This window comes from Desulfosarcina cetonica JCM 12296 (assembly GCF_001311845.1).
GTDB lineage: Bacteria > Desulfobacterota > Desulfobacteria > Desulfobacterales > Desulfosarcinaceae > Desulfosarcina > Desulfosarcina cetonica.
In genome coordinates, this window is the sequence record NZ_BBCC01000008.1 from 38898 (window position 1) to 64211 (window position 25314).

The window sequence follows — 25314 nt, forward strand, 5'->3', positions numbered from 1 at the left end:
GCCCTCTGTGTGCGGATCTTTACTGTCGGATGATATTCCGTATCGATTTTCCAATTTCACTTTTGAGTACTCGAAGCCGATATTTCGGACACCATGCGATGTGGTATTTGCATTCCCATACAGCACGTGCTAATTTATTGAAGTTAATGATTGAACACCTCCTCCGCTCGGTATGAGCTACGCACCAAAGGACCTGAGGCGACTTCCTTAAATCCATATGATTTTCCCATACGGTGCCATTGCGCAAACTCATCCGGAGAAAGATAACGCGACACCGGAAGGTGTTTTTTTGAAGGTGCAAGGTACTGCCCCATGGTGAGGTACTCACAACCGGTTTTACGAAGGTCTTTCAACGTTGAGGCGATTTCTTCCGGCAGTTCTCCTAAACCGAGCATGATACCTGATTTTACAGCTAATCCTTGGTCCGCCGCCCTGGCCAGAAGGCCTAAAGACCTCTTATAATTGGCCTGAGGTCTCACCATCGGATATAATCGCGGGACCGTTTCTATGTTGTGATTAAACATATCAGGCTTTGCCGCTAAAACGGTATCAACGGCCAACACAATCCCCATGAAGTCGGGGACAAGGATTTCAATGCGGGTATGGGGACATCGTCGACGAATGGCACGGATGGTATCGGCAAAATGCTTTGCCCCCCCATCAGGGAGATCGTCCCGTGTTACCGATGTGACCACCGCATAGTGCAGGCCGAGCGCGGCAACGGCGCTGGCAACACGTTCGGGCTCTAAAGGGTCAACGGGAGGCGGTGTTCCCTTGTCGACCGCGCAGAATCGACAACCCCGTGTACAGTGGTTGCCCAAAATCATGAATGTGGCGGTCCCTTTGCCGTAGCATTCTCCCATGTTGGGACAATGGGCGCTTTGGCAAACCGTACTGAGATTCAAGCCGTTAAGAAGCGCCTTCATTTCCCGGCAGCGATCCGCATCCGGACTGGGGACGGTGAGCCAGCGGGGATGCCTTCTTTCATGAACTTCCTCGAAATCGAACCGTTTTTTGAAGTGCGCCACAAACCGCGTTTCTATCCGGGAAAGGTCGAGGGTCAAGCCCAACTCTTGCTTCATAGACGTCATTTGCTGGCCAGGCATACCGCAAGGGATGATACACTTAAACCCGGCAAGATCATTGTTAACGTTCAGGGCGATCCCGTGGTAGGTGACCCATTTTTTCATGGCGACGCCGATACTGGCAATTTTTTTATCATTCACCCAAACGCCCGGTGATTCTTGCTTGATGATGGGCGACAAACCATGGTCGCGGAGCAGGTCCGTGACGACACCGAGGAGGGTGGAAACATACCAGTGCACATCTTTTTTCGTTAGCTTGAGGATGGGGTAGGCGACCAGTTGACCGGGGTTATGAAAGGTCGTTTTACCGCCCCGATCACTCAGCTGGCAGGAAATCTTTTGTTGATGAAGCGTTTTTCGGGATACCGTCAGATCGTTTTCAGCGCCTGACCGACCCATCGTGATGACGGACGGGTGTTCCGTCAGCAGCAGACGATCAGGCGTAATTCCGGCAACGCGTTGCGCGACCATTTCTTTTTGTGTGGCCAAGGCGCGGAATATTCTTTGCGGCCTAAGCGAATGATCTCAAGCGAGGATAAAGCCTCCCCCATATCGCGACCCGTAGAAGCCGGCATATCGTTTGTTTTCAAGTATGATTTTGTAATCACTCGCTAATTCAATCCACTTGCCGATAAACGGTTTAGCAAAGCGTGTTTAAATGTGAATAGCCTCTCCAGACGTACCTCGCATCACTTCCATCAAGATTTCAGACAGGCTTGGATGCGCGTGAACCATGCGGGCGATATCATCCGGCAGAAGTTCTGCGGATTTGGCCAGCAGAAGCTCATGGATCAGTTCGGTCGCATCGTGGCCGATAATGTGGCAGCCTAAAATTTCACGCGACGTCGGATCCGTGAGAACCTTGACCAAACCCTCGCCTTTATCGATGGCAACGGCCTTTCCAATGGCGGAATAGGGGAATACGGTTTTCTTGTATTGAATGCCGTTGGCCTTTGCCTGAGATTCGCGTAGGCCGAAACTGGCCACTTGCGGTTCGCAATAAATGGCCGATGGAATGGCATCCACATCAATTTTTTTCTCCGTCCCATGCCCGGCGATATACTCAATCGCAATTTCAGCCTCTTTTGATGCAACATGGGCAAGCAGGGGCGTGGCCACCACATCACCGATGGCAAACACATGGCTCACGGCGGTTTGATAATACGCGCCAACCGGTATGTATCCCTTTTCAGTCTCGATTCCGATCTTTTCAAGACCGATATCTTCGGTGTTCGGGCGCCTGCCAAAGACGCACAAAACTTTTTCCGCTTCGACAACCTGTTGTTTCCCATTCCCATCCGCTAAGGTCACGGCGATATCTTTCCCGGATTTATCCATTGAAACCGCTTTGTGGCCGGTCAGCACGTCGATGCCGGATTTTGTAAATGCTTTTTTCAGTTGCGCGGCGATCTCATCATCCTCGAAGGGAAGCACTTGATCGACCATTTCCACCAATGTTACTTTTATGCCGAAAGTGTTCATCACGTAGGAAAATTCGCACCCGATGGCACCGGCGCCCAGGATAATCAAACTTTTGGGAAGCGTTTGCATGGCGAGGATATCGTTTGAGGAAAGTACCCGTTGATGGTCGAATTCAAATCCGGGGACCGCTGACGGACGCGAACCCGTGGCGATGATGATATTCTTCCCATATATCGTCCGGCCGTCGGAAAGGCCGATCTTGCCGACATTTTCGATCCGCGCCTCTCCCTTTATGAGTTCAACCTTATTTTTTTTTAGTAAAAACTCAATTCCTTTATTCAATCGCTGCGTGACGCTTCTCGATTTTTTTGGACGATGCCATAATCAAATCCATCCGGGTTGACCTCGACGCCCATGTCCTCCAATGCTTTTATTTCAGCAAATGTTTGGGCCTGGTGGATAAGATTTTTTGAAGGGATGCAGCCCCAATTCAAGCACACGCCGCCGCATTTATCCTTTTCAACCACACATGTTTTCAGGCCCAATTGGCTTGCCCGAATAGCGCCCACATAACCACCGGGGCCCGCCCCGATAATGACAAGATCATAAGTGCTTGGGGTTGACATAGTTTCCCTCTTTCTTGGCAACTCACTTTTTATATGAGGATCATCTGGGGTTCGGTCGCCATTTGGGTCAATTTGTCCATAAACTGACCGGGCGGTATTCCATCCATGATGCGGTGGTCGAAAGACAGGGACATCGGCATGATCGATCCGATAACAATTTCCCGATTTTTGACGACAGGGCGATCGACAATCGTTCCCGTGCCCAGCACCACGGCTTCTCCCGGGCTCATGATGGGGGTTTGGATTTGCCAACCGGCGGAGGAGAGTGCACCGGTATTCGTAAGGGTGAATGTACCGCCGCTTATTTCGTCCATGGCCAATGTGTTGCTTCTTGCCTTTTCCATCAAGGCGATTCTTGCTTTGGCGATGTCACCGAGAGACATTTGTTCCGTATTTTTAATCACCGGCACAACGAGCCCGGATTCAGTCTCACTTCTTTTCACGGCAACGGCAAAACCGATATTGATGTCTTTCCAGATTTTAATTTCATTGCCAACAATGCTGGAATTCATAATCGGAATTGCCTTGAGGCATCTAGAAACCATCAAGACAAAAAGGTCCGTGTAGGTTACTTTAAACCCCAATGTGCCAGCTTGATTCGAATAATAGCTTCTAAATTCCATAAGATCCGTCACATCGAGTTCAAACATGACGGTAACGCGTGCCGAAGACGAGAGGCTGTGGTGCAGATTGTCGGCAATGCTTTTGCGCATGCCGGAGAAGGGGATGGTTTCCAGGACGCGTTTCCCTGCGCCGCGTTCGCCACTCGCAGCAGCCGGCGGCACGGCGGTTTGAGGTGCCTTGGCGGTGGCATCAGACGCTTTTTGCCGGACCGCCTCAATATCGCGCTTGATGATTCTTCCACCGGGCCCGGATCCTTTCACCGTCGAGATGACCACGCCATGCGCTTTCGCAAGATTCCTGGCCAGCGGGGAGATTCTGATCCGTTCGGATCCGCCTTGATCGCCGGCGGTCAACTCGCTGGCGGGCGCCGCGTTTTCCGCTTCAGGGCTGGCAGCCGCTGACTCGGCCTCATCCAGCATCTCAATCGGTACGGTCCCTTGTTCGGCCAAAAATTTTGCCGGGTCCTTTTTGATCGCGTCATATTCGTCCTTGGTTTCCGCAACGGCACCGACCACGGTTCCACAGAGATATTCCTCGCCGGCCTTGCCGAATACGGCTAAAATTCCTGCTGACGGAGCAACCAATTCATGGGCGACCTTTTCTGTCTCGAGAATCAAGACGACCTGATCTTGTTGAACTTGATCGCCATCCTCCGCCACCCATTCGGATATTGTCCCTTTTTCCATTGTCATGCCGAGTTTCGGTATGAAAAGGTTATTGATCACGGTAACCTCACTTTCATGATGACCTAGTAACAGACGGATTGAATGGCAGCGACGACTTGTTCCACTTGAGGAATGCAGTACTTTTCCATCTCCGCACCGGCAACGGGCATATTGGCGGAGCATACCCTGGCGACGGGCGCATCCAGATAATCAAAGGCTAATTCCATAATTTGTTGCCCGATTTCCGCTGCCACGCCACAACGTTGCGTATCTTCGTCCACCACCACGACGCGGTTGGTTTTCTTTATTGATTCGATGATCGTATCCATATCCAAGGGTTCAAGGGAGCGCGGATCGATGACTTCAACACTGATTTTGCCCTCTAATTGCTTTGCCGCTTCAAGGGCGTGGTGAACCATGTACAGCGTGGCGACAACGGTAACATCCGTTCCCTCGCGTTTGATATCAGCCTGACCCAGCGGGATGAGATATTCATCTTCGGGTATTTCCTGCTTAAGCCCCATCAGTTTCTTATGAAAAAAGTAACAGACCGGATTGTTGTCGCGGATAGCCGTTTTCATCAACCCTTTGGCATCATACGGGGTGCTGGGCAAGACAAGCTTCAGGCCGGGATTGTTGAGAACCATCGCGGACGGGACATGGGAATGTTCGGGACCGGTACCAAAACCACCGCCGGCAACACCTAAAAAAACACATGGCGCATTGACCTTGCCGGCATGGGCAAAATTTTGTTGAGCGGCTTTCAACAAAATTTCATCGGCGGCGCAGTAAATAAAATCGGCAAAATTCAAATCACAAACCGGGCGATAACCGGCGCATGCAGCACCCACCGTTGCACCGGCGATCGCCAGTTCGCTCAATGGGGCATCCATGACCCTTTCCGGTCCGAACCGTTGGATAAGTTCCCTCGTCGCCATGAATGGTGCTTCCTGAACGTTCTCACCAATGATGAATACCGTTTCATCCCGTTCCATTTCCTCGGCAAGTGCTTCCGCGATAGCCTGCCAATAGTTAATTTCTTTCATGTTGTCGTCCCCTTGTTTAAGGTGCGTAAACGAGTGTGTTCAGAATAGAAGGATCGGGATATGGGCTTTCAAGCGCGAACTTCTCTGTTTCCTTGGCTTTTTCGTCAGCTTCCAGTTCGATCTCATCAATAAGGTTTTTTGTCAAAATTTTCTCCTTTACGAGTTTCTTTTGACAAAGAACAAGGGGATCTCTCTTCTTCCATTCGGCGATCTCTTCTTCGGACCTGGGTAGATAATGGCAAACATCGGGCCTTCCCTCGGAATGCGGTCGAAAGCGATAGGTCTTGCATTCAAGCATTGATGGTCCATCGCCTTTGCGCGCAAGATCGACCGCTTCTTCAGCAGCCTCGCGGACGGCAAAGACATCCATGCCGTCGATAACTTTTCCTGGCATATTGTAACTTTTGGCCATATCGGCGATGTTTTTGAGCGCAAAGCTGTCGCAGCATGGGGTGAACCAAGCCATGAGATTGTTTTCGACCACCCAGACGACGGGAAGTTTCCAGCAGGATGCCAGATTCATGGCTTCATGGGCCTGGCCGCGCTGGACGCTTCCGTCGCCGACAAAGCACATGCATACCTGGCCAGTTCCGTTTTTTTTAGCGGCCAAGGCAAAGCCGGCCGACAAAACAAATGCCGAGCCGATGGTTCCCCCCTGTGCAAATATGCCGTTTTCCTTGTCAACAATATGAACTCCGGTAATTCCGCCGCCCCATCCGGTCGCCTTGCCCAGGTGCTCGCTGACCGAAGGTTTGGGATCCATGCCTTTTCCGACCACATAGGGGATGCCGTGTCCTCGCAGATGCGGATACAAATAGTCGTCTTTATGCAATACCGAGCAAGCCCCGACACCGATGGCTTCGTGTCCCTGAGCGCTGTGATAGAATGTCCGCAATTTACCTTCGGAAGCCATCCGGACATTGAGTTCATCATGTTTTCGGGTGTGAACAAGCTTCCGATATAATTCTATTTTGTCTGTATTCGTCAAATTTGACATAGTGATAACTCCCTAATATTACGGACTCGCCTCCGTTTTAGCGAGGGGCACAGACCATCAGCTCTTCGCATGGCCATTGGGTGATGACTTTGTTGCCGGTTTCAGTAACAATGATTTGTTGTTCGATTCTGGCTCCATCCCCGCCTTCACCGCAAAAGGTCTCCAGCGCAAAGTGCATGCCCGGCTCTAGTACGGTGGGATAGTCATTGAAAAGACGGCTGATGATCGGTTTCTCATGGATACTCACGCCGATGCCGTGTCCCACGCACAGACCCATCGCCGAAAGTTCGTCGCTAAATCCCAACTCTTTTGCCGTCGGCCATGTGTTGGCCACATCGGTTGTCGTCGCGCCCGGTCGGACAGCCTCAATGGAGGCCTGTAACCAGTCATAGGCTTTCTGGAAGAGATCCTTTTGCCGTTGCGTTGCCTTGGTCGTGGCAAAGGTGCGATAGTAGCACGTGCCATAACCGAGATAATGGCCCATGATGTCGATGAAAACGAGTTCTCCCGGTCTGATCATGCGGTCGGAATAGTCATGCGGATGGGGATTGCTTCTTGGACCTGACACACAGTTTACGCCCGTAACCCGATCGCATCCATGGCTCAGGAGCCATCCGTAGATGTCGGCCACAATGTCGGATTCTCTAATCCCGGGACGGATCCGTTCGGAGACATATTGATAGCAACCATCGGCGATGGATGCGGCGGTCTCGATAATCGCCAGTTCTTCCGGACATTTGATAATACGGGCATCCCACATTACATCCCAGCCGTTGACGATGTTCAGCCCGGCGCCTTTGAGTCCTTCGAGGATGTACATGTCCATCATATCGATACCGATGGGCATGTCGGCGACCTTAGCCTCCTGCAAGGCAATCTTTATGTTCGAGGCGGTGGCGTTGACGGCGTTATCGACACAACCGGGGCCGGTGGCGCCACGATTCCATGGACTGCTAGGACGCACATGATCTTGCGGTAACCAGGGAGCGAGAATATTCTTGACCTTTACTGCTGATCCCAACTCAAAAAGGTAGGGATCCCCCTCGCGGGGTACGATACACCAACGAATATACTTGTCTCGCGCCCACTCTCCAAGTGCCGTACTAGATGCGTATCTGACATTGTCCGGATCAAACAGCACGACGGCGCCCATATCTTTTTTCGCCAACTGCTCCTGAATCCGAGTGACCTTGTATTTCCTCATTTTGGCAAAGTCTATTCTTTGCTCAACATCGGATTGCATTGTCCCGAGCGTCATTTTATGTCTCCTTTTCCCTTATTTCAGAGTCCTACGTCCATAAAGTCGATGTTGTCTTTGCCGTAGGCATCCTTGCTGTAGGTCTCCGTTCCGGCTTTCATCATCTGAACACTTTGTTCAATCAGTCTTCTGGGGATGGCGGACATTCTGCCGCCGTCTACTGGTATTTCCACACCGGTAATGTATTCCGCGTCGGAAGAGGCCAGAAAAAGAGCGGCTTTGGCGACATCCAGCGGTGTGGCCATGCGGTTCATGGGAACCTGTTTGGCAAAATTTTCCCACATTTCAGGGGGATGATGCCGAAACATATCCGTCTTGACAAAGCCGGGGACAATGCAGTTCACTCGAATTTCGGGACTTAGCCAACCCGCGAGAACGCGGTAGAGCGCAGTTACCGCGTTTTTAGCGGTTACATAATGGGGATCCACGGGTGTCGCCGTGCCCGCGGAACTTGTCGAGGTAAAAATGAGACAAGCGTTACCGCTTTTTCTCAAATGGGGAATCGCTAACTTCGAAAGAAAAAAAGGGCCCTTGATGACACTGTTGTAGGTCATGTCCCATACTTCTTCGGTCACATCTTCAAGGTTGGGACAGACATAATGCATGGCGGCATTATGGTAGAGGATATCGAGCTTGCCGAACTTATCGATACAACCATCCACAAGCTTTGGCAGATCTTCCATTTTGCCGATATTGGCTTGAATGGCAATGGCACTGCTGCCGAGCTCTTCAATCTTTTGGACGACCTGATCCGCGGCTTTTTTGTTGCCATGGTAGTTGATGACGACATTTGCGCCATGTTCGGCGAAAAGAAGTGCCGCTGCCCGTCCCATTCCACGGGACGATCCGGTAATGATCGCCACCTTGTCTCTTAGTTTTTGATCAACATGCTTTGCCCAAGCCATTATTTTTCTCCTATAAAGGGTTTAAAAGGAGGCCGTATTAATTTCGGAGGAGGAAGAAAAAAATGGACGAAATTAATAGACGGCCCCCCGATCTTCATTGATTGTCGACTGTCAGCGCCTTTTAAAATCTCGGATTCGTGTCATCTTGCAGATGATTTCCGTCTACCACTTTATACACTTTGCAGGGGATGGCCGTATGTGGCCAGGTGCCGAACACGGGATCACACAATTCCGGATCATCCTCTGTCAGCACATTTGTGCTCGATTCCCAGATACCATGCAGGTAGGGTTCTTCACCGGGCATTTCCGGATACCAGAAGTGGTGGGTGGTCTTGACACAGTTTTCAGCAAGGCCAAAAGTCAATCGCGCCCGTTGTTTGATTCGTCTTGCGGGTTTCGATCCACACCCAATCCCCGTCGGTGATCGGCGGGTCCATCAGCCTGGCCGTGTCGTAATGGATGTCCATAATCGGCTCTGGGCACATTTTTCGCAGCGAGGGGACTTCATAGAATTGAGAGTGGTAATTCGGTAAATGGCGGTCAATGCCGATTAGGGTCAACGGATACTCTTTATAGAGTTCCGGAACATTATGGGGGCTTAGTGCCGGCTCTACAAAACTCGGGAGAGGATCATAGCCCAGTTCCTCGAACATAACCGACCAGATTTCGGTCTTAGCCGTCGGTGTGGCAAAGCCGTTTCTAATCTTGTATTGTTCAACCACCGGCGACGGGTAGTCAAAGCCGACTGTTTCAGCAAATTCGGCGATATCTTTACAGTCATATTCCTTCAACAACCCTTGTGCCCGCCAGTTGTAGCATTCCGTGAGGTCTTTCCATTTCCAGTCGTCACCAAAACCGAGCCTTTCGGCAAGTCCTTTGAATACATCATAATCGGAACGGCGCTCGAACTCCGGTTTCATGACGGCATCAGACATATGAATGAAATTAAAGATGTCACAGGGCGTGGAAGGACCGATCTCCGGTCTTTCGAACCAGTCCGACATCGGCAACACATAGTCACCCATCACCGCGCTGCTTGTCATGTTAAATTCGAGGCTAACGATCAGATCCAGCTTTTTCATGGCCTCGTAAACCCGCTTGGTGTTGCCGTATTTGATCATCGGATTGCTGCCATTAATGATCATGGCGCGGGTACGATCGGGCTTTTCATCAATGAGATCCTGCCACATGGAGACATGGGGATGCCCCTGGTTGGAGTACATCGCATTGGAAGCGACCCCCCACTGTTTTTTCTCGTACTTGGCTTTCAGATCATAGCCCACCCAAGTCAAAGCGCGGAAACTGTTCCAACCCGGCTGTCCCTTTTTTTCTTCTTCCGAGAAAGCCTCATCAGGCTTGAGTTCCATCTCGTAAATGCTGACCAGCTTTTTATTATCATAGCATCCGGTCAGCATTTCAGTGCGATCCATGTTGCCCACAATAGCCTTGATGATGTGACTGACACGGAAAACGCTTGCGGATCCGGGGGCGAAGGCATCATAACAATGTCCCGACACCAGAAAAAGTCCGGGTGTGTTGACCGCATAAGTTTCACATGCCTTGACGATCTTGTTAGCCGGTATGCTTGTCACTTCGGCCGCTTTTTCAGGCGTCCACTCCTCGGCGCGTTCCGTAAGGAGCGTCCAGGCGGTTTTGCACTGCACGGTTTCCCCACTTTTGAGCGAGATAGCGTATTCGCCTGTCAAAGCTTTCTCAACACCGTCTTCCATGTACTGGCGAGCTTCGGCATTCCAGATTGCCGGTGCTTTTGTTTTTATATTCCACACCACAAAAGCATCCCGGGGTACGCTATCGACAACATCTTCCGCCCTCAGGATTTTTCCCGTGTCGGTTCGAACGAGAAAGGGGCCGTTGGTCCAGTCATAAACAAATTCCTTATCGAACCATTCATTTTCGATGATCAGTTTCAACCAGCACATCCAAAGGGCGATATCGGTGCCGGGCCGTATTTGAAGAAAATGCGTCGCAAGGGTTGCCGGTGCGGTGACCCGGGGGTCGACCACGATCAGTTCGACACCCGCCTGTGCGGCATACTTGAGCATATTGTACATCTGCGGGATGGTTTCATGAACATTGCCGACAATAACCATTGACTTGGGAACAATCTCCGGATTGGGAAACGCACTGTTCGGCCATCCGAAGGTTGCCTCTGAAGTAATAAACTGAACGCCGTAACAGATCTGTTCATTGCCGATCTTATTCATTGTTCTAAATCCGGTCATCCAGCGGAATGGCACCCAGTTGTTATCGGAGTGATGGGCCGTGCCCGTGGCGAGGCAGACGCTATGGGGGCCATAGGTGTCTTTCAGACCCTGAAGTTTTTCCGCAATCTCGTCAAGGGCCTGATCCCAGGAGATACGCTTCCATTTGTTTTCCCCACGTTTACCGGCACGTTTAAGCGGATAATTGATACGTTTATCACCATAGTGATATTCGATACTTGCTTTGCCGTTGTCCGCTAGAAATCCTCTGGTACAGACATCGACACAAATTTTTTCTCTGTCGGGGGTCACCTTTACCAGCTTTCCGTCTTCGATGTGCGCTTTTACGAAACAAGCTGTATGGGCACATCCATAACATGTTGTTGTTTTAACTTCCGTTTTACCCATTGGGACCTCCTGTATTTCCGTTAAAGAAAAACCCTTGCATTTATTTTTTAAAATGACAGCGACGGGTGGAGAGCGTCGGCGGTTAATGGAAAATTGTACGAATTGGTGCGGATTTTATATTAAACGTTCAAAAAGGTGCCACCGAATGGTGAATTAATACGATTGCATTCATTTTGTTGTCAAGTATTTTTTTCATACCCAAGATATTTGTGTGATTGATGATCGATAGCTTCTCTCATAGATAAAGGCGCAGGCTCATGGTGGTTGGTGAAGAAGATAAAAAACAATAAATATAAAATAGTTATCAATGTGACAGGTATAAAATAAGGGTTGACAAAGGAATCAATAGTGACGTGTTTGACATTGTCCAATACTTCTAATGATCAAAAAAAGCTTGACAAGCGAAGCAAACATTCTGCATAAAATCACTAAAAGGTGCCACCGAAAGGTGAAATAAAATTAGTCAAGCGCGCAGAGCACGGGGTTGTGATGGGATGTCACTCATCACAACCCTTCTTGGGCGCGCAGTCGTTTCTGTTGAATCCTATTTTTTTTATTTACATGGTTAACTTTTAAGAGGGGGGACTTATGGATACATTCGGTATCCCAAATGGATATGTGGACGAAGAGGGTGTGAAATGGGTAAAGAGCCGATGCTTTTTTTGCAGTATCAATTGCGCCATTCTGGTTGGCGTGAAGGACGATAAAATCGTCAAGATGCGTCCCAATGAAGAACATGGGACATTGCTCTGTGAACGCATCGGCGAAAATGGAGAAAGGGCGATTAAGTTTCACTACCATCCCAAGCGTGTGAACTATGCATTGAAACGGGCCGGCGAGCGAGGCGAAAACAAGTGGGAACAGATTCCCTACGACCAGGCGTTGGATGAGATCGCTGAAAAATTGGAAAAATTGAAAAAAGAGTACGGGCCTGAAACGCTGGGTGTAATTGAGGGCACGTATCGGTCGGATCATTTATGGGCCAGGAGTCGATTTACCAATCTTTGGGGAAATCCAGGCACATTGGCCGATCCGGGCACGGTTTGCTGGTGTTGGATGTTTACCGTCAACATGGCGGTGGTGGGAAACCAAATCGAAACAACCCTAACCCCTGGTGTTGAGAATTCAAAATGTCTCGTTGTCTGGGGATGCAGGATAAATGAGCGGTTTTCACCCAAAGGATACGTCAACCGGGTACTGAAGGCTTGTACCGAGGATGAGGAGACCCGTGTTATCGTGGTTGACCCGGTGATGATCGATGCGGTCAGAAACGCGGATGTTTACCTGCAGGTCCGGCCGGGTACGGACCTGGCGATGATGTTGGGATGGTGTAATGTCATTCTCTCCGAAGGGCTGTACCATAAAGATATGTTGGCGCAATGGTCAAACGGTCCATTCCTCGTTCGAATGGATAATGGAAAATTGCTGCGTGAGACGGACATTGCAAAAAGCCCTTGGGAAAACGAACAGCGGCAAGTAAAGGGGACAGGGAAAACTTTGTCGCATGGGATACCAAAAAAGGGCGACCGGCCATATGGTTATCGGCCCAGAACAAATACCGCATTGAGGGCGTCGAAAATGCGCTGGAAGGTGAATATGAAGTAGAGTTGTTGAATGGGGAAATCGTTACCTGCAGAACCGCGTTTTCTTTGCTGATGGAACGGATTTCCGAATATACGCCGCAAAAGGTCAGCGAAATAACCGGCGTACCGGCCTATAAAATTCAGGAAGCGGCCCGCATTTATGCGACCCATGGGCCAAGCACGATCGGTTGGGGTGTCGGATCGTGCGACCAGTCCGGGTGGAATGCCAGCTATGCCGGTCTGGCAAAAACCTTGCTCCGATGTTTTTCAAGCAATGTGGATGTTCCTGGCGGTGACTACCTGCCCGAAGTCGGGCCGATCATTGACGGCAAAATGCCCATCCGAGAAAGTGAATTGGAAATGGCGCATACCGTCAGTCCTGAAGCCAGAGCCAAGTTTCTCGGTAATGACCGCTTCCGCATGATGAGCTGGAAGGGGTTCGAGTTGATCGATAAAAGTTACCAGGAAACATATGGTATTCCCCGACCTCAGGTGCATCAATTGCTGACTACCGCGCCGTTATTGTGGAATGCGATTCTCGACTCCGATCCCTACCCCGTTCGGGCCTGCATTTGCTGGGCTGCCAACCCCATGATGTGGGCGCCGAATACCAAGCGGGTCTATAAGGCATTGAAGGCTCTGGACTTGCTGGTTGTACTGGACTACTGGAAGACGCCGACGGCCGCATTGGCTGACTATGTTCTTCCGGCTGCGGACTGGATGGAGCGTCCCATGTGCACGACTTTCGAAGACTCCTTCGATTTCCTGATGGGAGGAGATCGTGCGGTGAAACCTGAAGGCGAACGTCGCATGGACTACGATTTTTTCCGTGGGCTGGGCATTCGCACCGGGCAGGAGGAGTATTGGCCGCATGAGACCTTCGAGGAAAACATGGCATACCGACTTGGGCGTGCGGGCGTGAGCTACGAAGAGTTTGTTGAATCCGGATTGCTCGTCGGCGATCTTCGGTTTGAAAAACATAAACTCATCCGGGACGACGGTCAACTGCGTGGTTTTGCGACACCTTCACGTCGCATAGAGATTTATCCAAGTATCTTTGAAGAGTTGGATTATGATCCCCTGCCAAGCTATAAAGAACTTCCGGAAACACCGCTTAGCAATCCGGAATTGGCCAAGGAATACCCTATTGTTCTGAGTACCGGGGGTCGGTTCGTTCCCATGTTTCACTCCGAACACCGTGTCCCGGGAACAGGAACACGGGAAATGCATCCATGGCCGATTTTCCAAATGCACTTTGAAACCGCCAGAGAGTTGGGCATCCGGGACGGTGACTGGTGCTGGATCGAAACGCCTCGCGGAAGGATTCGGCAAAAGGCAAAATTGGGATTTGAAATGCGACCGGGAACGATTATCGCGCAACCGAGCTGGTGGTATCCGGAGTTGCCCGTCGAAGAGCCATGGCTTTGCGGTGCTTTTATCTCCAATGCGAATGTGTTGACGGATGACAATCCGGATACACTGGACCCCATGTGCGGCAACTGGGTGAATCGCGGATTGCTGTGCAAGGTCTATCGCTGTGAGGAACCGGAGTACCTGGCGGATCGGCTGCCGCCCGAATTCTTCCATGAAAATAAATCAGGATTTCCCAAGGCATAGTCGCTTAGATGTGAGAAAACTATCCGGTCAAATCATTTCCTCTGACTTGGCCGGATAGAAGACGGAATAGGAGTAAGCAAAACAGCAGTCCTGTCATCGTTTGTGGAGGATGAAAGCTTGTTCGTAAGAGTTACAAAGTATCGTTATAGACTGCGGGTGGCGACGCGGCTATGCACTAAATGCTTTGAGTGTTTAAAGATATGCAGTACTGGCGCATTAGGTGTGTCTGAGCAAGGGTTCCCTCAAATTAGAAAGACAGGGCGTTGCACGGGCTGTTGGAAATGCGAAAATATATGTAAAACCCGTGCCATTAAAATTACCTTCGAATCCAGTATTTAATGCTTGGCGTCCCAAAAAAGCAAAACATCTTCCATGCATGAAGGATCCTTGATCGATCATTATTATTCCTTTTCCAGAGCGTATGACAAAAGACTTGACAAAGCGCCATCTTTGTTTGTAAATGTGATACCAAAAGGTGCCACCAATAGGTGCAAAAAATAAAGGGGGAAATCTTATGTGCTTCAGACCGACCGTTGCTGTTAAAAAGACCGTAAAATGTCCTAAATGCGGGGAAGTCAATCCGTTGCCCCTTTCGATTGATTCATCAATGAAGGATATCATGGAAAACGAGAGCGGCAAGGCCATCATCGAGAATCACTGCGCGGCTGTTTTGGCCGATCCACGGTTTAAAACGGCTTTGGGCATGACGCTTAAACAGATCAGGCCCATGTCCGGGGGGAAGGTCACGCCAGATATGATTCAGGCGGTTGGGAATGAATTGGCAGAACTGCCGAAACCGAAGTGCATCTCTTGTGGCGAGGAGATCTCACTAACCAAAGGCGCCGCCGGGCCAGCGGGTCCAAAAGGACCATCCGGACCTTCAGGCCCTAAATAAAGCTGATTTGATCTGCCAAGATAGAACCGGGAGCGAGTATATGGAATACGTATTTCTCGGTACTGGTGCCGGAAACGGTGTGCCGGAATTCTACTGCAACTGCGACGTCTGCCGTGAAGCGCAATCCAGACCCGAATGTCGTCGAACAAGGTCTGCTATCGCAGTCATCGGAGACGAGAATATACTAATCGATGCTCCTCCCGAACTTTCATCACAGCTGATACGCGAAAAAATTACCCACATTGATTATTTATTCATAACCCATTCTCACCATGATCATAGCGCCGGCCTTGGTGACCTTGAAATCTACACTCGCTTTCATCGAAAAGAAAAACTGCCTGTTTTCATGAGTAGGAATACACTGGTGGAACTCCAAAAGAGTTACCCATCGCTGGATGCGTGGATGGGGGTGACGCTGATTGAACCCGGGGACGTCACGGAACTGCCGGATATCACCGTCACGGCCGTCGAAGTGGCCCATTGCAGTGGAGCCCTGGGGTTTATTTTGGGTCGAGAAGGCAATCGCGTTGCTTACTTGCCTGATACGGGTCCGCTGATCGATCGAACCCAAGAGGCGTTGTTGGGTATTGAAACACTGATAATGGACGCAACATTTTGGGGTGAAAATTGGTATCCGGAAAGCCACCGTTCTGTTGATGAAACCATCAGAACGGCACAGTCGCTTAATGTGGGCACGCTCTATCTAACACACCTTTCCATGCACTATAGTGTGCCGGTAACCTGCAAGGAAATCGAGAAATTGATTGAACGGTACGGTGGGCAGGTGAAATTGGCCTATGACGGAACACGGTTTAACTTGGAAAGGGTTGCGCGTGGATACACGCAAACGCCAACCCTGGCTGTAAAGCGTGCAATGACTGACGCGATTCACATATAACAAGTGAGCATGTAAGGATGAATCAGATATCTACAAGCGAGATTATCAATCAGGTTCGGGGAACGAAATCCGTCCCAGGGGTATGCATCATTTGTCCCTGGCATTGTCCCACAGAGGTTTTTGTTCGCGATAACAAGGTGGTTTATGTCCGAGGAAACGAGAATGCGCCGAATAAGACCACACGTTGCGTCAAAGGTGTCTCCAGCATTCATCTGAGTCGTGACCCGGATCGCTTCTTCATCCCATGAAAAAAGATAAAAACGGCAATTTTAAGATGATCTCCTGGGATGACGCCTTCTCATTCATTGCTGAAAAGCTACTTGAGATCAAAGAGAAATACGGACCGGAAGCGGTCGGATATTTATGGCATCTTGACTCCAACGAGATGTTTAGCCAGCAGTTATTCACGCAGCTTTACGGCACACCCAACTGGTCGGGCCACGGCGCGGCCTGCGATCAAAGCCGGCGGTTAGCCGGCCTGATGACCTACGGCCATCCCCTGCCAACCAAAGACTACGAGAACAGCCGATTTATCATGCTGTGGGGAGAAGATCCGCTAGGTCCCAATCAAAGCCTGCACGAAAATCGAGAGCTCGTGGAAGTCCTTAAAAAAGGTGCCAAGCTGGTGGTTGTGGATCCTTATCGGAGTCGAACAGCGGAAAAAGCACATGTATGGTTGCCGATCAACCCAGGCACCGATGGCGCCCTCGCGCTGGCCATGACCCACAGAATCATCGAGACCGGCGCATATGATGCGGATTTTTGCGAGAACTACATCTACGGCTTCGAGGCCTATGCCGAGCATATCAAGTCGAATGGCTACACACCGCAATGGGCCGAGCCAATCACAGGTATTGATGCGAAGACCATTATTGACCTGGCGGATGAGTTTGCGCGCACAAAACCGGCGGTGGCGGATGGGCTAAAGGGAATCGTTAACTATACCAACGGATTTCAGGCCCTGCGAGCGATATTCAGCTTAAACGCGATCACCGGCAACGTGGACGGACCGGGATGCCTTATCTTGAAAGAGGCCGGTCCCCTGGCTCCGCCCCTGGTGATTCCCGAGGAAGCGGTGGCGGTGCCGCAGCGGCCGATTATCAGCGCCGAGATGGGCTATCCGCTGGCGCCCGATATCCCCAGCCAACTGTTTCCCAAGGCCGTCCTGGAAGAAGATCCCTACCCGTTGAAAGCGCTCTTTTTTCACATCGTCAACCCGGCCATGGCTGATCCGAACACGGCGCTTTTCAAGAAAATGATGGCCGCCCTGGAACTTTCCGTAACCATCGACGTCTACCTGAGCGAAACCGCTCAACTCAGTGATATCGTTCTTCCCGAAGCGTCCATGTTCGAAAGGGCTGAAGTCAGGGAGAGCCTATGGTCCGGGCCCCAGGTGATCATGTCTCAACCGGCGATTCCCTGCCTGGGGAGTTCAAAGCCGCTATACGATATCATGCGGGGACTCGGCGAGAAGATGGGGTACGGCAAATATTTTCAATGGGAAAGCTGGGAGGACTGGGCCAAGGTGGCCACGGCCTATCTGCCGGTCACCTTTGAAGAGCTTAAAGAGAAAGGGGTCTGGCACGGGGAATTGCGGTACCATAAATATCTGGAAGATGGCTTCATGACATCCACTGGCCGGGTTGAAGTCTACTCCGAAACACTTTCTGAATTCGGCTACGACCCCATGCCCGCTTATGATGATGGGAACCGGGTAAAACCGGATGCGGATTATCCGTTTCAGTTGATCAACGGCAAGATGCAATATCACTGTGGCACCCATACGCAGAACAATCCCTATTTGATGGCCATCGAAGGTGAGAATTGGGCCGAGCTGAATCCTTTGGATGCCCAAAAACTTGGAATAGCGGATGGCGATACCATCGAACTGGCGTCTCCCATCGACAAGGTTAAAATCGCGGTGCGGCTTAAAGAAGGCCTCAAGCCCGGAATCGTTCGGGTGGTGCACGGGCATGGTTTCGGACGCACCATGGGATCGGTCGCGCGGGGAAAGGGAACGCACGTCAACCCGATTTTTGATTCCGTGGTCAACGATATCTCAGGTGGTATCGGATACAATGAATGCAAAGTCAGCATAAGGAAAGCCTAGGAGACCACATGAGCCAGTATGGGTTTTATTTCGATAAGGAAAAATGCGTTGGCTGTCGGGCCTGTGAGATCGCCTGCCAGATATGGAACGATTCGGTGCAGACCGTCAAATGGCGCAATGTCGCAATGACCTTCGAAGGCAGTTATCCGGATGTTTCCAATGTGAATGTCTCCATGGCGTGTATGCATTGTGGTGATGCCCCATGTAAAAAAGCCTGCCCCCGGCAAGCCATTACCAAAGACGACGAGACCGGACGCGTGACGGTCAATCGGGAATTGTGTGTGGGGTGCATGCTATGCTTGTGGGCCTGCCCCTTTGGTGCGCCGCAGTTGGGGATCCATGGAAGAATGGAAAAATGCACGTTTTGTGAGGATCGACCCATGGGGATAAAGCGTGCCTGTGAGGAGATCTGTCCGACCCAGGCCATTGTCACCGGAAAAATTGAAGATCTTGCAAAATTCTCCAAACAAAACGTCAGCGGCCGGCTTTTGCATGATGAGAGCCCTGGGGTGTTGCTTGGGCATGAGGGAAACTGATGATGGATAAGTTTACCTTTTTCTGGTGTCTGATCATCGTCGCAATGACATTCTTTTTTATCGGGGTATATAAGAATTTCGCCGTCAAAATCGGCTTTATCCTATGGGTCAACAACCGGCGGCACAACGGCGAGGGGATTGGCTGGCGAGAAAATTTGGCGCTGTTGATACCCCTGCCGAATCGTCAGGTTGTTATGGATGAAGCGCTATTGCAGCGGCGCATCAAGAACCGTTCCGAATTCCTTTGGCTGCGTCACTTGCTGATTTTTTCCGGGTTTGTCGTGATTTTTGCGCTCGATCTGTTTTTAACCTTTGCCGGCCATTATGCGCATCATTACTTCCATTACGAATACTTTTTAAGCGGCCCGGGAAAAGGCTTGCTCAAGTTCGGAATGGAACTTAGCGGTGCGGCGCTATTCATTGGCCTGAGCTTGGGCATGATCCATCGCATCGTCTATGCAAAAGCGGAAAAGACCTATGTTGAATTGAAACTGCTGTTGCTGCTCTGGCTGGTCACCGCAACCGGGTTTCTGGCCGAGGGGATACGGCTGGCCGGACAACCCAATGATCCGCTCATGTTATCGTCGTTTATCATGCGACCGATCGCCCAATGGCTGGGTACATCCTTTTCCTGGAATTGGCCGGTGCTGGCTGACGGGGTGTGGTGCCTGCATGCGACATTCGCCGCCGCTTTTTTCGCCTATATTCCGTTCAGCAAATTTATTCATATCCTTTCCGCACCGCTGGGTCGCAGTATCACCCAGAACGGAGAATATGCTTATCAAAAGCGACAGCGTATCAGTGAGGGTTTATTATAATCATGCCAATCAATAAAACCATAAAATATCTTTACCTCTGTTTGGCGGCGTTCTTTCAGCTTTATCTGCCTATGCGGCCACATTGTATCTCAAGATCGATTCTTTGTCTTTTGGCCTAGTCGTATTGACGGCCGTATGTTCGGTTGCGGCAATCGCCTATTACATATGTGTCGTCTTTGAAAAAGAAAACCCCGAACAAAAATGATCGGAACGTCTACGACTTTACACGATAGATGCGGTGGATCTCCTTGGGTGATCGTGTGTGGACTGAAAGGAAGACTGAACGATGGAAAAACTGTCGAAAAGCGTTCAACCCTTTCTTGAACAATGCAGCCGATGTGGCGCATGCGTCGAACAATGCCATCACTTACAGGCCTATGCGTATGAAAGTCCCGCAGATATCGCCGCTGCGCTAACAAGCGGAGATTTGGACGAATCACTGACAAATATCGTTTTAGAATGCTCCCTGTGTGGTCTGTGCCACCAAGTCTGCCCGGAAGAATTAGATTTCAAGCAACTGGTTCTTGATGCGCGGTGTGCATTTGTAGCCTCCGGAATCACCGATTCCCAGAGATATCGTTTCTTATGGGTGGATTATGATTGGTGTCTGTTTTCCATTTTTCGGGATACCTATGGGCTTGATGACTGCTACGCGCATTTGATGAAAGCGTCTTGTGATGTGTTGTTTTTTCCCGGATGCATGCTTTTGATGCAGGGGCACCGGATCGTTGAATCGGTATGCCAGTGGTTAGCCAAAAGCGGTGATTCCGTGGCCATGCTTACCGAATGCTGCGGTGCGCCCTTGCTGCAAATGGGGCAACCCGACCGTTTTAAAAGCTATACGGAAACCCTTTGGCGTACCATTAAGGCGAAAGGACCGCGACAGATCGTCACGGCCTGTCCAACCTGTCATGCACAACTCGTTGAAGGATGCGATTCTGCGGATCATATTGAAATCATTTCGCTATACCAGCTAATGGCGGAAAGTGGGCTGAGAGCAAAAGTGTTGGTAGCGGAAGCGCAACGGTGCATGACTCATGCACAGACCGGAACGGACAGATTGGAACGTATGTCCGAATGTTGCTCAAGGATTACGAGCTGAAAGAAATGGCGCATCATGGTGCCAACACCATCTGCTGCGGTTCGGGAGGCCTCGTTTCCGCAGTTGATCACATGGTATGTGCCTTCCGTGCGCAGACACGATTGGACGAAGTGGCGGCCACCGGGGCCGATACCTGTGTCACCTATTGCATGGCCTGTGCGCATCGATTGGCTTCACAAACGGATACAAACAATGTCGCCCACATCCTGGAATTGGTGATGGATGACAGGGTTGATTATGAAAAATTCGACGAAATGGCCGGTGCGATGTGGGACGGCCCGGTGGGTGAAAGAAATATCGAGCGCATGCAAGACTAGTATTGACGGATTCGTAAAAAGCCCGATATCGGCGTTACGCTTCATCCTTCGTCACTGCGGCGTACGCTAAGTACGCTGCCTCCGGCACCCGCGATAGCGGTATTCTCAGGATTCGCAAGCCTTGATCTCGGGCTTTTTACGAATCCGTCGGAAATGCGACTTTTTATGAGTTCATCAGGATTCGGCTATAAATTTGATGCGCATATCAACTCACTTCAAATGAGTGTGCCAAGCGTGGACCTGTTACGCCAAACAAAAAGTGTATGCCCGTACTGCCTTAAAACTTTGCCGGCGGCCATCTATCAAAAAAACGGTAAGGTTTACATGCACAAGCGTTGTCCGCAACACGGTGAATTCGATATCTACCTGTGGCCGGATGCAGCGCGCTACATTTCATATGGTCAATTAGACTTTCCCGCCGTGCCGCGCAAGGCCCAAACCCGGATTAACCAAGGATGCCCACAGGATTGCGGATTATGCCCGGCTCACAAGCGGGGAATTACCTTGCCGGAAATTGAAGTCACGTGGAGATGTAATTTGGCGTGTCCGGTCTGTTTCATGTTCGATGATCAAGTGCCGGAGGATCCGACCATACCGGAGATTATCCGCATGTACGAAAGTATTCAAAAGCATGACGGGTATGATTTGCCCATCCAGATTACCGGTGGTGAACCCACGGTTCGCAGAGATTTGGATGAGATCATTGGGTGGGGAAGACGGCTTGGGTTTTGTGCCGTTGAACTGAACACCAATGGGCTGGTCATCGGAAAAGACCGTGATTATTTAAAACGACTGAAAGACTCCGGGTTGACGAATATCTATCTTCAATTCGACGGCTTGGATGAGAAAAGCACGATCGCCCTGCGTGGCAGGAATCTACTGGCTGAAAAGCATCAGCCATTGAAAATTGCAGGCAGGAGGGGATACCGGTCGTGCTCTCGGTGGCTGTCGTTGAAGGGATCAATGATCATGAATTGGGCGATCTGATTTCATTTGCCATGCACAACCTGGACGTTGTGTGTGGATTGGCGTTACAGCCCGCATTCGTTTCCGGACGTTTCGATGTAAAGGATCGCCACCATTTATCCGTGCTGGATGTGGCCCATTTGATATCCCGGCAGACCCGGGGAAAGATCGATGCATCGGATTTTTGGCCGGTCAGCAGCAGTCATCCGCTTTGTTACGGCTCCACCTTTCTTTCAGGGGCCGGTGATGATTATGAACCGCTCACCCGCCACATCAGTGAAGACGCATATCGCCAAATGTTCGACCCGGCCAGTCCCCAAGGTGCCGTGTTTAAGGATATTGCGGCCAAATCGAGGCCCGAGGCGGAACCGCCCGGAGGACTGCCGATTCTGATCATGGAATACATGGACGCCTGGACCATGGATTTGGACCGGGCCAGTCAGTGCAATTTGGCGGTGACCCAGTTGGATGGACGTTCAATTCCTTTTTGCATTTATCATTTGAGTGATTCAAAAGGACGAAGGCTCTACCCCCATGGCGGCAGAACGACAAATGCAGCGCGCTCGTAAATCCAATTGCCATTTGTGCGGCTACTTTTGCGGTGTGGCGGTGCAGGTGGATCAAAACGAGCGGATAACCCATATCCTTCCGGATCCCGACCGTTATCCATGCGATCCCGCCGTGATGGGGCGTTGTCAGCGGTTTGTAGCGAATCGGGATCTGATTGACCATCCGGCAAGAATGAACACTCCATTGAAGCGGGTCGGCAAGCGGGGTTCCGGAAAATGGCAGCGGGTTTCATGGGCACACGCCATGGCGGATATCGCCAAGCGTCTGACCCAGCAGAAAGAGACCTACGGTGCGGAATCCCTTGCCACCTGTATCAGTGCACCCCACACCATCTACTGGCCCCTGCATCGTTTTCTCAACCTTTGGGGGTCACCAAACAATGTCGGCATCGGCATCGTGTGTTGGAACCCGAGAATCTGGGTGAATAGTCTGACCTACGGCTGGCCCATCGAGGATGAACTCAATCCCGCAGAAACCCAGTGTGTGATGATTTGGGGCATGAATCCGGCGGAGTCGGATCGGTCCTTGTTTTGGAAAACGTTAAAGGATTTTGCCGGTCAAGATCGCAAGATTGTGGTCGTCGATCCCCGCCGCACACGAACGGCAGAACTGGCCGATCATTGGCTGCCAATCAGACCGGGTACGGACGGCGCCTTGGCCCTGGGAATGCTGCACGTCATTATTCACGAAGGCATTTATGACCATGCGTTTGTAAAAAACTGGTGCCAGGGTTTCCAACAGCTCAGCGAACGGGTGAAGGCTTACGACCCGGCAAGCGTATCGGCAATCACCGGTATTCCGGTATCCGTCATCGAAACGACTGCAAGATTGTATGCGTCATCGAAACCCGCCTCCATTTTCACCGGCCTGGGTATCGACATGAGCGGCTATAATTGTACCCACGCGCTACGCGCCATCGCCTGTTTGCGGGCAATTACCGGGAATCTGGATGTCCCGGGCGGATCCTTCATCAATGAAAGACCGGATTTTATACCCGAGGTGGATTTGGAACTGAGCCATATGCTCCCGGCATCCCAGCGCGCGAAAAAACTGGGTCAAGGCCGTTTCACGCTTCAACGATACGAAGGATACGAAACCCTCACGCGATTTACCTTGAAGCACGGTAAACGGTTGCCGGCACGCTATTTGACGTCCGCGCACCCCCATCTTGTCTGGCAGGCAATGCTTACCGGCGATCCTTATCCGATTCGGGGATTGATCTGCATGGCAAGCAATCCGCTGCTTTGCCAATCGGATTCCCAGCTTGTGCATCAGGCCTTAAAAAGTTTGGATGTATTAGTTGTTCTGGAACAATTTATGACGCCTACCGCCATGTTGGCCGATTATATCATGCCGATCGCCGGCAGTTTCGAGCAGCCCTTGATGCAGATGAACGGTGGCGTCGCCAATCTGGCATACGGTGGTGCCGCCGCCCTTGCGCCGCGCTTCGAGCGTCAAACGGATTTTTATTTTTGGTCTGAACTGGGCAAACGTTGCAGTCAGGAATCCTATTGGCCATGGGAAACCCTTGAAGACGCCATGCAAGAAATTCTCGCTCCGGCACAAATCACCTGGGATGACTTCTGTGAAACAGGGGGGTATGCGCCTGAAAAGACCTATCAAAAGTACCAAAAACAGGGATTCGCGACACCCAGTGGCAAGGTGGAACTGCATTCAACAATCATGCAGGATTTCGGGCATGACCCATTACCGATGTATTTCAAGGTGAAAAACGGCAACCAGGAATTCCCGTTGACCTTGATGACCGGGGTTAGAAAACACCCGTATTACTCTTCAGAGTTCAGACAGCTGCAACGTTTCCGCAATCGCCATCCATGGCCAAAGGCAGAAATATCTCCCGCGACAGCGGCCCGATTGGGATTACGGGAAGGGGATTCTGTCTGGATTGAAACCCAACAGGGACGCATATGGCAGGCATTGACGATAAGTGACATGCTGGACGATCTTGTGAGCATCGAGTACGGCTGGTGGTATCCTGAAAAGGAGGCCGCCGAACCGATTTTGGGCGGGGTGTTCGAATCCAATGCGAACGTGTTGACATCGGCGGATACAGCCAAATGCGATCCCGCATTCGGACAATGGAACCTGCGCGCGGTTCCCTGTAAACTCTATAAAGCCAAAGAGAAGACCGATGATTGAAATCGAAACGGCCAAACCGGAAGATCGAAGTCGCGTTGTCAACCTGCTGATGGAAAATGGCATGGATTACATAGATCCCATAGAAGATTTTACCGTTGCCCGCGCAAATCACGCGATCGCCGGGTGTATTCGGACTGAACAGCACGCCACGGTCAAAATGATCCGTCCCTTGGTGGTTGCCAGTGCCTATCGGAAAACAGGCGTCGGTCGCCTCTTGCTGGAAAGCGCCATGTCAAACGGCAGGCCTGTTGTGATTGTCTCCAGAGGGGAATCCAGCGAATTTTACAAAGCGGTTGGATTTTCAAAGGCGGATTGGGAAGTTATCCCCGATCATCAGCGGGAGGAGTGTGATTTATGCCCGGAACGTTTATCGTGCAACCCCGTGCCCATGATTTGCGCGTAACCCAATGAATTGTCGGATGGGGTCAGGGCGTCTTGACCCGAATTTAAAATAACGCTTCTTTACCGAAGGAATGGGGAGGGC

General features: G+C 50.9%; 25 protein-coding genes. 15 read left to right on the forward strand and 10 right to left on the reverse strand.

What is annotated here, in order from left to right; all coding sequences use genetic code 11:
• Positions 1-19 precede the first annotated feature (19 nt).
• The 10 genes from JCM12296_RS50070 to JCM12296_RS03200 form a co-directional block, all read right to left on the reverse strand.
• On the reverse strand, positions 20-253 hold the full coding sequence (locus JCM12296_RS50070) for a transposase (protein WP_083455771.1): 234 nt from the start codon (positions 251-253) through the stop codon (positions 20-22).
• Complete coding sequence (gene lipA / locus JCM12296_RS35810) at positions 144-1574, reverse strand: lipoyl synthase (protein WP_246803946.1); 1431 nt, start codon at positions 1572-1574, stop codon at positions 144-146. Before lipA ends, JCM12296_RS50070 begins: the two co-directional genes overlap by 110 nt.
• Positions 1575-1739: 165 nt before the next feature.
• Entirely contained in the window at positions 1740-2849 is a 1110-nt protein-coding gene (locus JCM12296_RS46985) for a dihydrolipoyl dehydrogenase family protein (RefSeq protein WP_218187947.1), read from the reverse strand.
• Positions 2846-3133, reverse strand: coding sequence for an FAD-dependent oxidoreductase (locus JCM12296_RS46990; protein WP_218187948.1), 288 nt, complete (start codon positions 3131-3133; stop codon positions 2846-2848). The genes JCM12296_RS46985 and JCM12296_RS46990 overlap by 4 nt, the downstream gene beginning before the upstream one ends.
• Positions 3134-3162: 29 nt before the next feature.
• Positions 3163-4605: a dihydrolipoamide acetyltransferase family protein gene (locus JCM12296_RS03170; RefSeq protein ID WP_083455772.1), complete on the reverse strand. Its 1443-nt coding sequence runs from the start codon at positions 4603-4605 to the stop codon at positions 3163-3165.
• On the reverse strand, positions 4506-5468 hold the full coding sequence (locus JCM12296_RS03175) for an alpha-ketoacid dehydrogenase subunit beta (protein WP_054689735.1): 963 nt from the start codon (positions 5466-5468) through the stop codon (positions 4506-4508). Before JCM12296_RS03175 ends, JCM12296_RS03170 begins: the two co-directional genes overlap by 100 nt.
• Before the next feature lie 16 nt (positions 5469-5484).
• On the reverse strand, positions 5485-6465 hold the full coding sequence (locus JCM12296_RS03180; protein WP_054689737.1) for a thiamine pyrophosphate-dependent dehydrogenase E1 component subunit alpha: 981 nt from the start codon (positions 6463-6465) through the stop codon (positions 5485-5487).
• Between the two features lie 37 nt (positions 6466-6502).
• A complete protein-coding gene (locus JCM12296_RS03185; protein ID WP_083455773.1) occupies positions 6503-7723 on the reverse strand; it encodes a M24 family metallopeptidase in 1221 nt (406 codons plus the stop codon).
• Between the two features lie 23 nt (positions 7724-7746).
• Positions 7747-8628 carry an SDR family NAD(P)-dependent oxidoreductase gene (locus JCM12296_RS03190; protein WP_054689743.1) on the reverse strand — a complete coding sequence of 294 codons (882 nt, stop codon included), beginning with the start codon at positions 8626-8628 and terminating at the stop codon, positions 7747-7749.
• A 344-nt stretch (positions 8629-8972) separates the two neighbouring features.
• Positions 8973-11258, reverse strand: a complete 2286-nt coding sequence (locus JCM12296_RS03200; RefSeq protein WP_054689749.1) for a molybdopterin-containing oxidoreductase family protein — start codon at positions 11256-11258, stop codon at positions 8973-8975.
• A gap of 618 nt (positions 11259-11876) precedes the next feature.
• On the opposite strand from JCM12296_RS03200, the gene JCM12296_RS40945 reads away from it, so the two are divergent.
• From JCM12296_RS40945 to JCM12296_RS03265, 15 genes are all read left to right on the forward strand, one after another.
• Positions 11877-12863, forward strand: a complete 987-nt coding sequence (locus tag JCM12296_RS40945; RefSeq protein WP_174897328.1) for a molybdopterin-dependent oxidoreductase — start codon at positions 11877-11879, stop codon at positions 12861-12863.
• A 230-nt stretch (positions 12864-13093) separates the two neighbouring features.
• On the forward strand, positions 13094-14458 hold the full coding sequence (locus tag JCM12296_RS41285; RefSeq protein WP_340147733.1) for a molybdopterin dinucleotide binding domain-containing protein: 1365 nt from the start codon (positions 13094-13096) through the stop codon (positions 14456-14458).
• A gap of 222 nt (positions 14459-14680) precedes the next feature.
• Positions 14681-14797: a 4Fe-4S binding protein gene (locus JCM12296_RS50075; RefSeq protein ID WP_172683748.1), complete on the forward strand. Its 117-nt coding sequence runs from the start codon at positions 14681-14683 to the stop codon at positions 14795-14797.
• A gap of 280 nt (positions 14798-15077) precedes the next feature.
• Positions 15078-15353, forward strand: coding sequence for a hypothetical protein (locus tag JCM12296_RS03215; RefSeq protein WP_157067336.1), 276 nt, complete (start codon positions 15078-15080; stop codon positions 15351-15353).
• Positions 15354-15393: 40 nt separating this feature from the next.
• On the forward strand, positions 15394-16251 hold the full coding sequence (locus tag JCM12296_RS03220; RefSeq protein ID WP_157067337.1) for an MBL fold metallo-hydrolase: 858 nt from the start codon (positions 15394-15396) through the stop codon (positions 16249-16251).
• 17 nt (positions 16252-16268) lie between these two features.
• A complete protein-coding gene (locus JCM12296_RS50080) occupies positions 16269-16499 on the forward strand; it encodes a hypothetical protein (protein WP_083455774.1) in 231 nt (76 codons plus the stop codon).
• On the forward strand, positions 16496-18361 hold the full coding sequence (locus JCM12296_RS03225; protein ID WP_054689760.1) for a molybdopterin-containing oxidoreductase family protein: 1866 nt from the start codon (positions 16496-16498) through the stop codon (positions 18359-18361). Before JCM12296_RS50080 ends, JCM12296_RS03225 begins: the two co-directional genes overlap by 4 nt.
• An 8-nt stretch (positions 18362-18369) precedes the next feature.
• Positions 18370-18897, forward strand: a complete 528-nt coding sequence (locus JCM12296_RS03230; RefSeq protein ID WP_054689762.1) for a 4Fe-4S dicluster domain-containing protein — start codon at positions 18370-18372, stop codon at positions 18895-18897.
• Entirely contained in the window at positions 18897-19715 is an 819-nt protein-coding gene (locus tag JCM12296_RS03235) for a respiratory nitrate reductase subunit gamma (protein WP_054689764.1), read from the forward strand. The genes JCM12296_RS03230 and JCM12296_RS03235 overlap by 1 nt, the downstream gene beginning before the upstream one ends.
• Before the next feature lie 286 nt (positions 19716-20001).
• A complete protein-coding gene (locus tag JCM12296_RS03240) occupies positions 20002-20817 on the forward strand; it encodes a heterodisulfide reductase-related iron-sulfur binding cluster (RefSeq protein ID WP_054689766.1) in 816 nt (271 codons plus the stop codon).
• Positions 20793-21134, forward strand: a complete 342-nt coding sequence (locus JCM12296_RS03245) for a heterodisulfide reductase-related iron-sulfur binding cluster (protein WP_054689769.1) — start codon at positions 20793-20795, stop codon at positions 21132-21134. The genes JCM12296_RS03240 and JCM12296_RS03245 overlap by 25 nt, the downstream gene beginning before the upstream one ends.
• Positions 21135-21299: 165 nt before the next feature.
• On the forward strand, positions 21300-22121 hold the full coding sequence (locus tag JCM12296_RS03250) for a radical SAM protein (RefSeq protein ID WP_172683750.1): 822 nt from the start codon (positions 21300-21302) through the stop codon (positions 22119-22121).
• Positions 22067-22669: a hypothetical protein gene (locus tag JCM12296_RS03255; protein ID WP_157067339.1), complete on the forward strand. Its 603-nt coding sequence runs from the start codon at positions 22067-22069 to the stop codon at positions 22667-22669. Before JCM12296_RS03250 ends, JCM12296_RS03255 begins: the two co-directional genes overlap by 55 nt.
• On the forward strand, positions 22635-24830 hold the full coding sequence (locus tag JCM12296_RS03260; protein WP_157067340.1) for a molybdopterin-containing oxidoreductase family protein: 2196 nt from the start codon (positions 22635-22637) through the stop codon (positions 24828-24830). Before JCM12296_RS03255 ends, JCM12296_RS03260 begins: the two co-directional genes overlap by 35 nt.
• Positions 24823-25233, forward strand: coding sequence for a GNAT family N-acetyltransferase (locus tag JCM12296_RS03265; protein WP_054689780.1), 411 nt, complete (start codon positions 24823-24825; stop codon positions 25231-25233). The genes JCM12296_RS03260 and JCM12296_RS03265 overlap by 8 nt, the downstream gene beginning before the upstream one ends.
• Positions 25234-25314: the final 81 nt, after the last annotated feature.

Bases quoted from the DNA above. Each gene is read 5' to 3' on its own strand.
- JCM12296_RS50070 (WP_083455771.1), bottom strand. From the start codon at position 253: ATGAGTTTGCGCAATGGCACCGTATGGGAAAATCATATGGATTTAAGG.
- JCM12296_RS46990 (WP_218187948.1), bottom strand. From the start codon at position 3,133: ATGTCAACCCCAAGCACTTATGATCTTGTCATTATCGGGGCGGGCCCC.
- JCM12296_RS03170 (WP_083455772.1), bottom strand. From the start codon at position 4,605: ATGCTCCGCCAATATGCCCGTTGCCGGTGCGGAGATGGAAAAGTACTG.
- JCM12296_RS03175 (WP_054689735.1), bottom strand. From the start codon at position 5,468: ATGAAAGAAATTAACTATTGGCAGGCTATCGCGGAAGCACTTGCCGAG.
- JCM12296_RS03180 (WP_054689737.1), bottom strand. From the start codon at position 6,465: ATGTCAAATTTGACGAATACAGACAAAATAGAATTATATCGGAAGCTT.
- JCM12296_RS03185 (WP_083455773.1), bottom strand. From the start codon at position 7,723: ATGACGCTCGGGACAATGCAATCCGATGTTGAGCAAAGAATAGACTTT.
- JCM12296_RS03190 (WP_054689743.1), bottom strand. From the start codon at position 8,628: ATGGCTTGGGCAAAGCATGTTGATCAAAAACTAAGAGACAAGGTGGCG.
- JCM12296_RS03200 (WP_054689749.1), bottom strand. From the start codon at position 11,258: ATGGGTAAAACGGAAGTTAAAACAACAACATGTTATGGATGTGCCCAT.
- JCM12296_RS03215 (WP_157067336.1), top strand. From the start codon at position 15,078: ATGGAAAACGAGAGCGGCAAGGCCATCATCGAGAATCACTGCGCGGCT.
- JCM12296_RS03220 (WP_157067337.1), top strand. From the start codon at position 15,394: ATGGAATACGTATTTCTCGGTACTGGTGCCGGAAACGGTGTGCCGGAA.
- JCM12296_RS50080 (WP_083455774.1), top strand. From the start codon at position 16,269: ATGAATCAGATATCTACAAGCGAGATTATCAATCAGGTTCGGGGAACG.
- JCM12296_RS03225 (WP_054689760.1), top strand. From the start codon at position 16,496: ATGAAAAAAGATAAAAACGGCAATTTTAAGATGATCTCCTGGGATGAC.
- JCM12296_RS03230 (WP_054689762.1), top strand. From the start codon at position 18,370: ATGAGCCAGTATGGGTTTTATTTCGATAAGGAAAAATGCGTTGGCTGT.
- JCM12296_RS03235 (WP_054689764.1), top strand. From the start codon at position 18,897: ATGATGGATAAGTTTACCTTTTTCTGGTGTCTGATCATCGTCGCAATG.
- JCM12296_RS03240 (WP_054689766.1), top strand. From the start codon at position 20,002: ATGGAAAAACTGTCGAAAAGCGTTCAACCCTTTCTTGAACAATGCAGC.
- JCM12296_RS03245 (WP_054689769.1), top strand. From the start codon at position 20,793: ATGTTGCTCAAGGATTACGAGCTGAAAGAAATGGCGCATCATGGTGCC.
- JCM12296_RS03250 (WP_172683750.1), top strand. From the start codon at position 21,300: ATGAGTTCATCAGGATTCGGCTATAAATTTGATGCGCATATCAACTCA.
- JCM12296_RS03260 (WP_157067340.1), top strand. From the start codon at position 22,635: ATGGCGGCAGAACGACAAATGCAGCGCGCTCGTAAATCCAATTGCCAT.
- JCM12296_RS03265 (WP_054689780.1), top strand. From the start codon at position 24,823: ATGATTGAAATCGAAACGGCCAAACCGGAAGATCGAAGTCGCGTTGTC.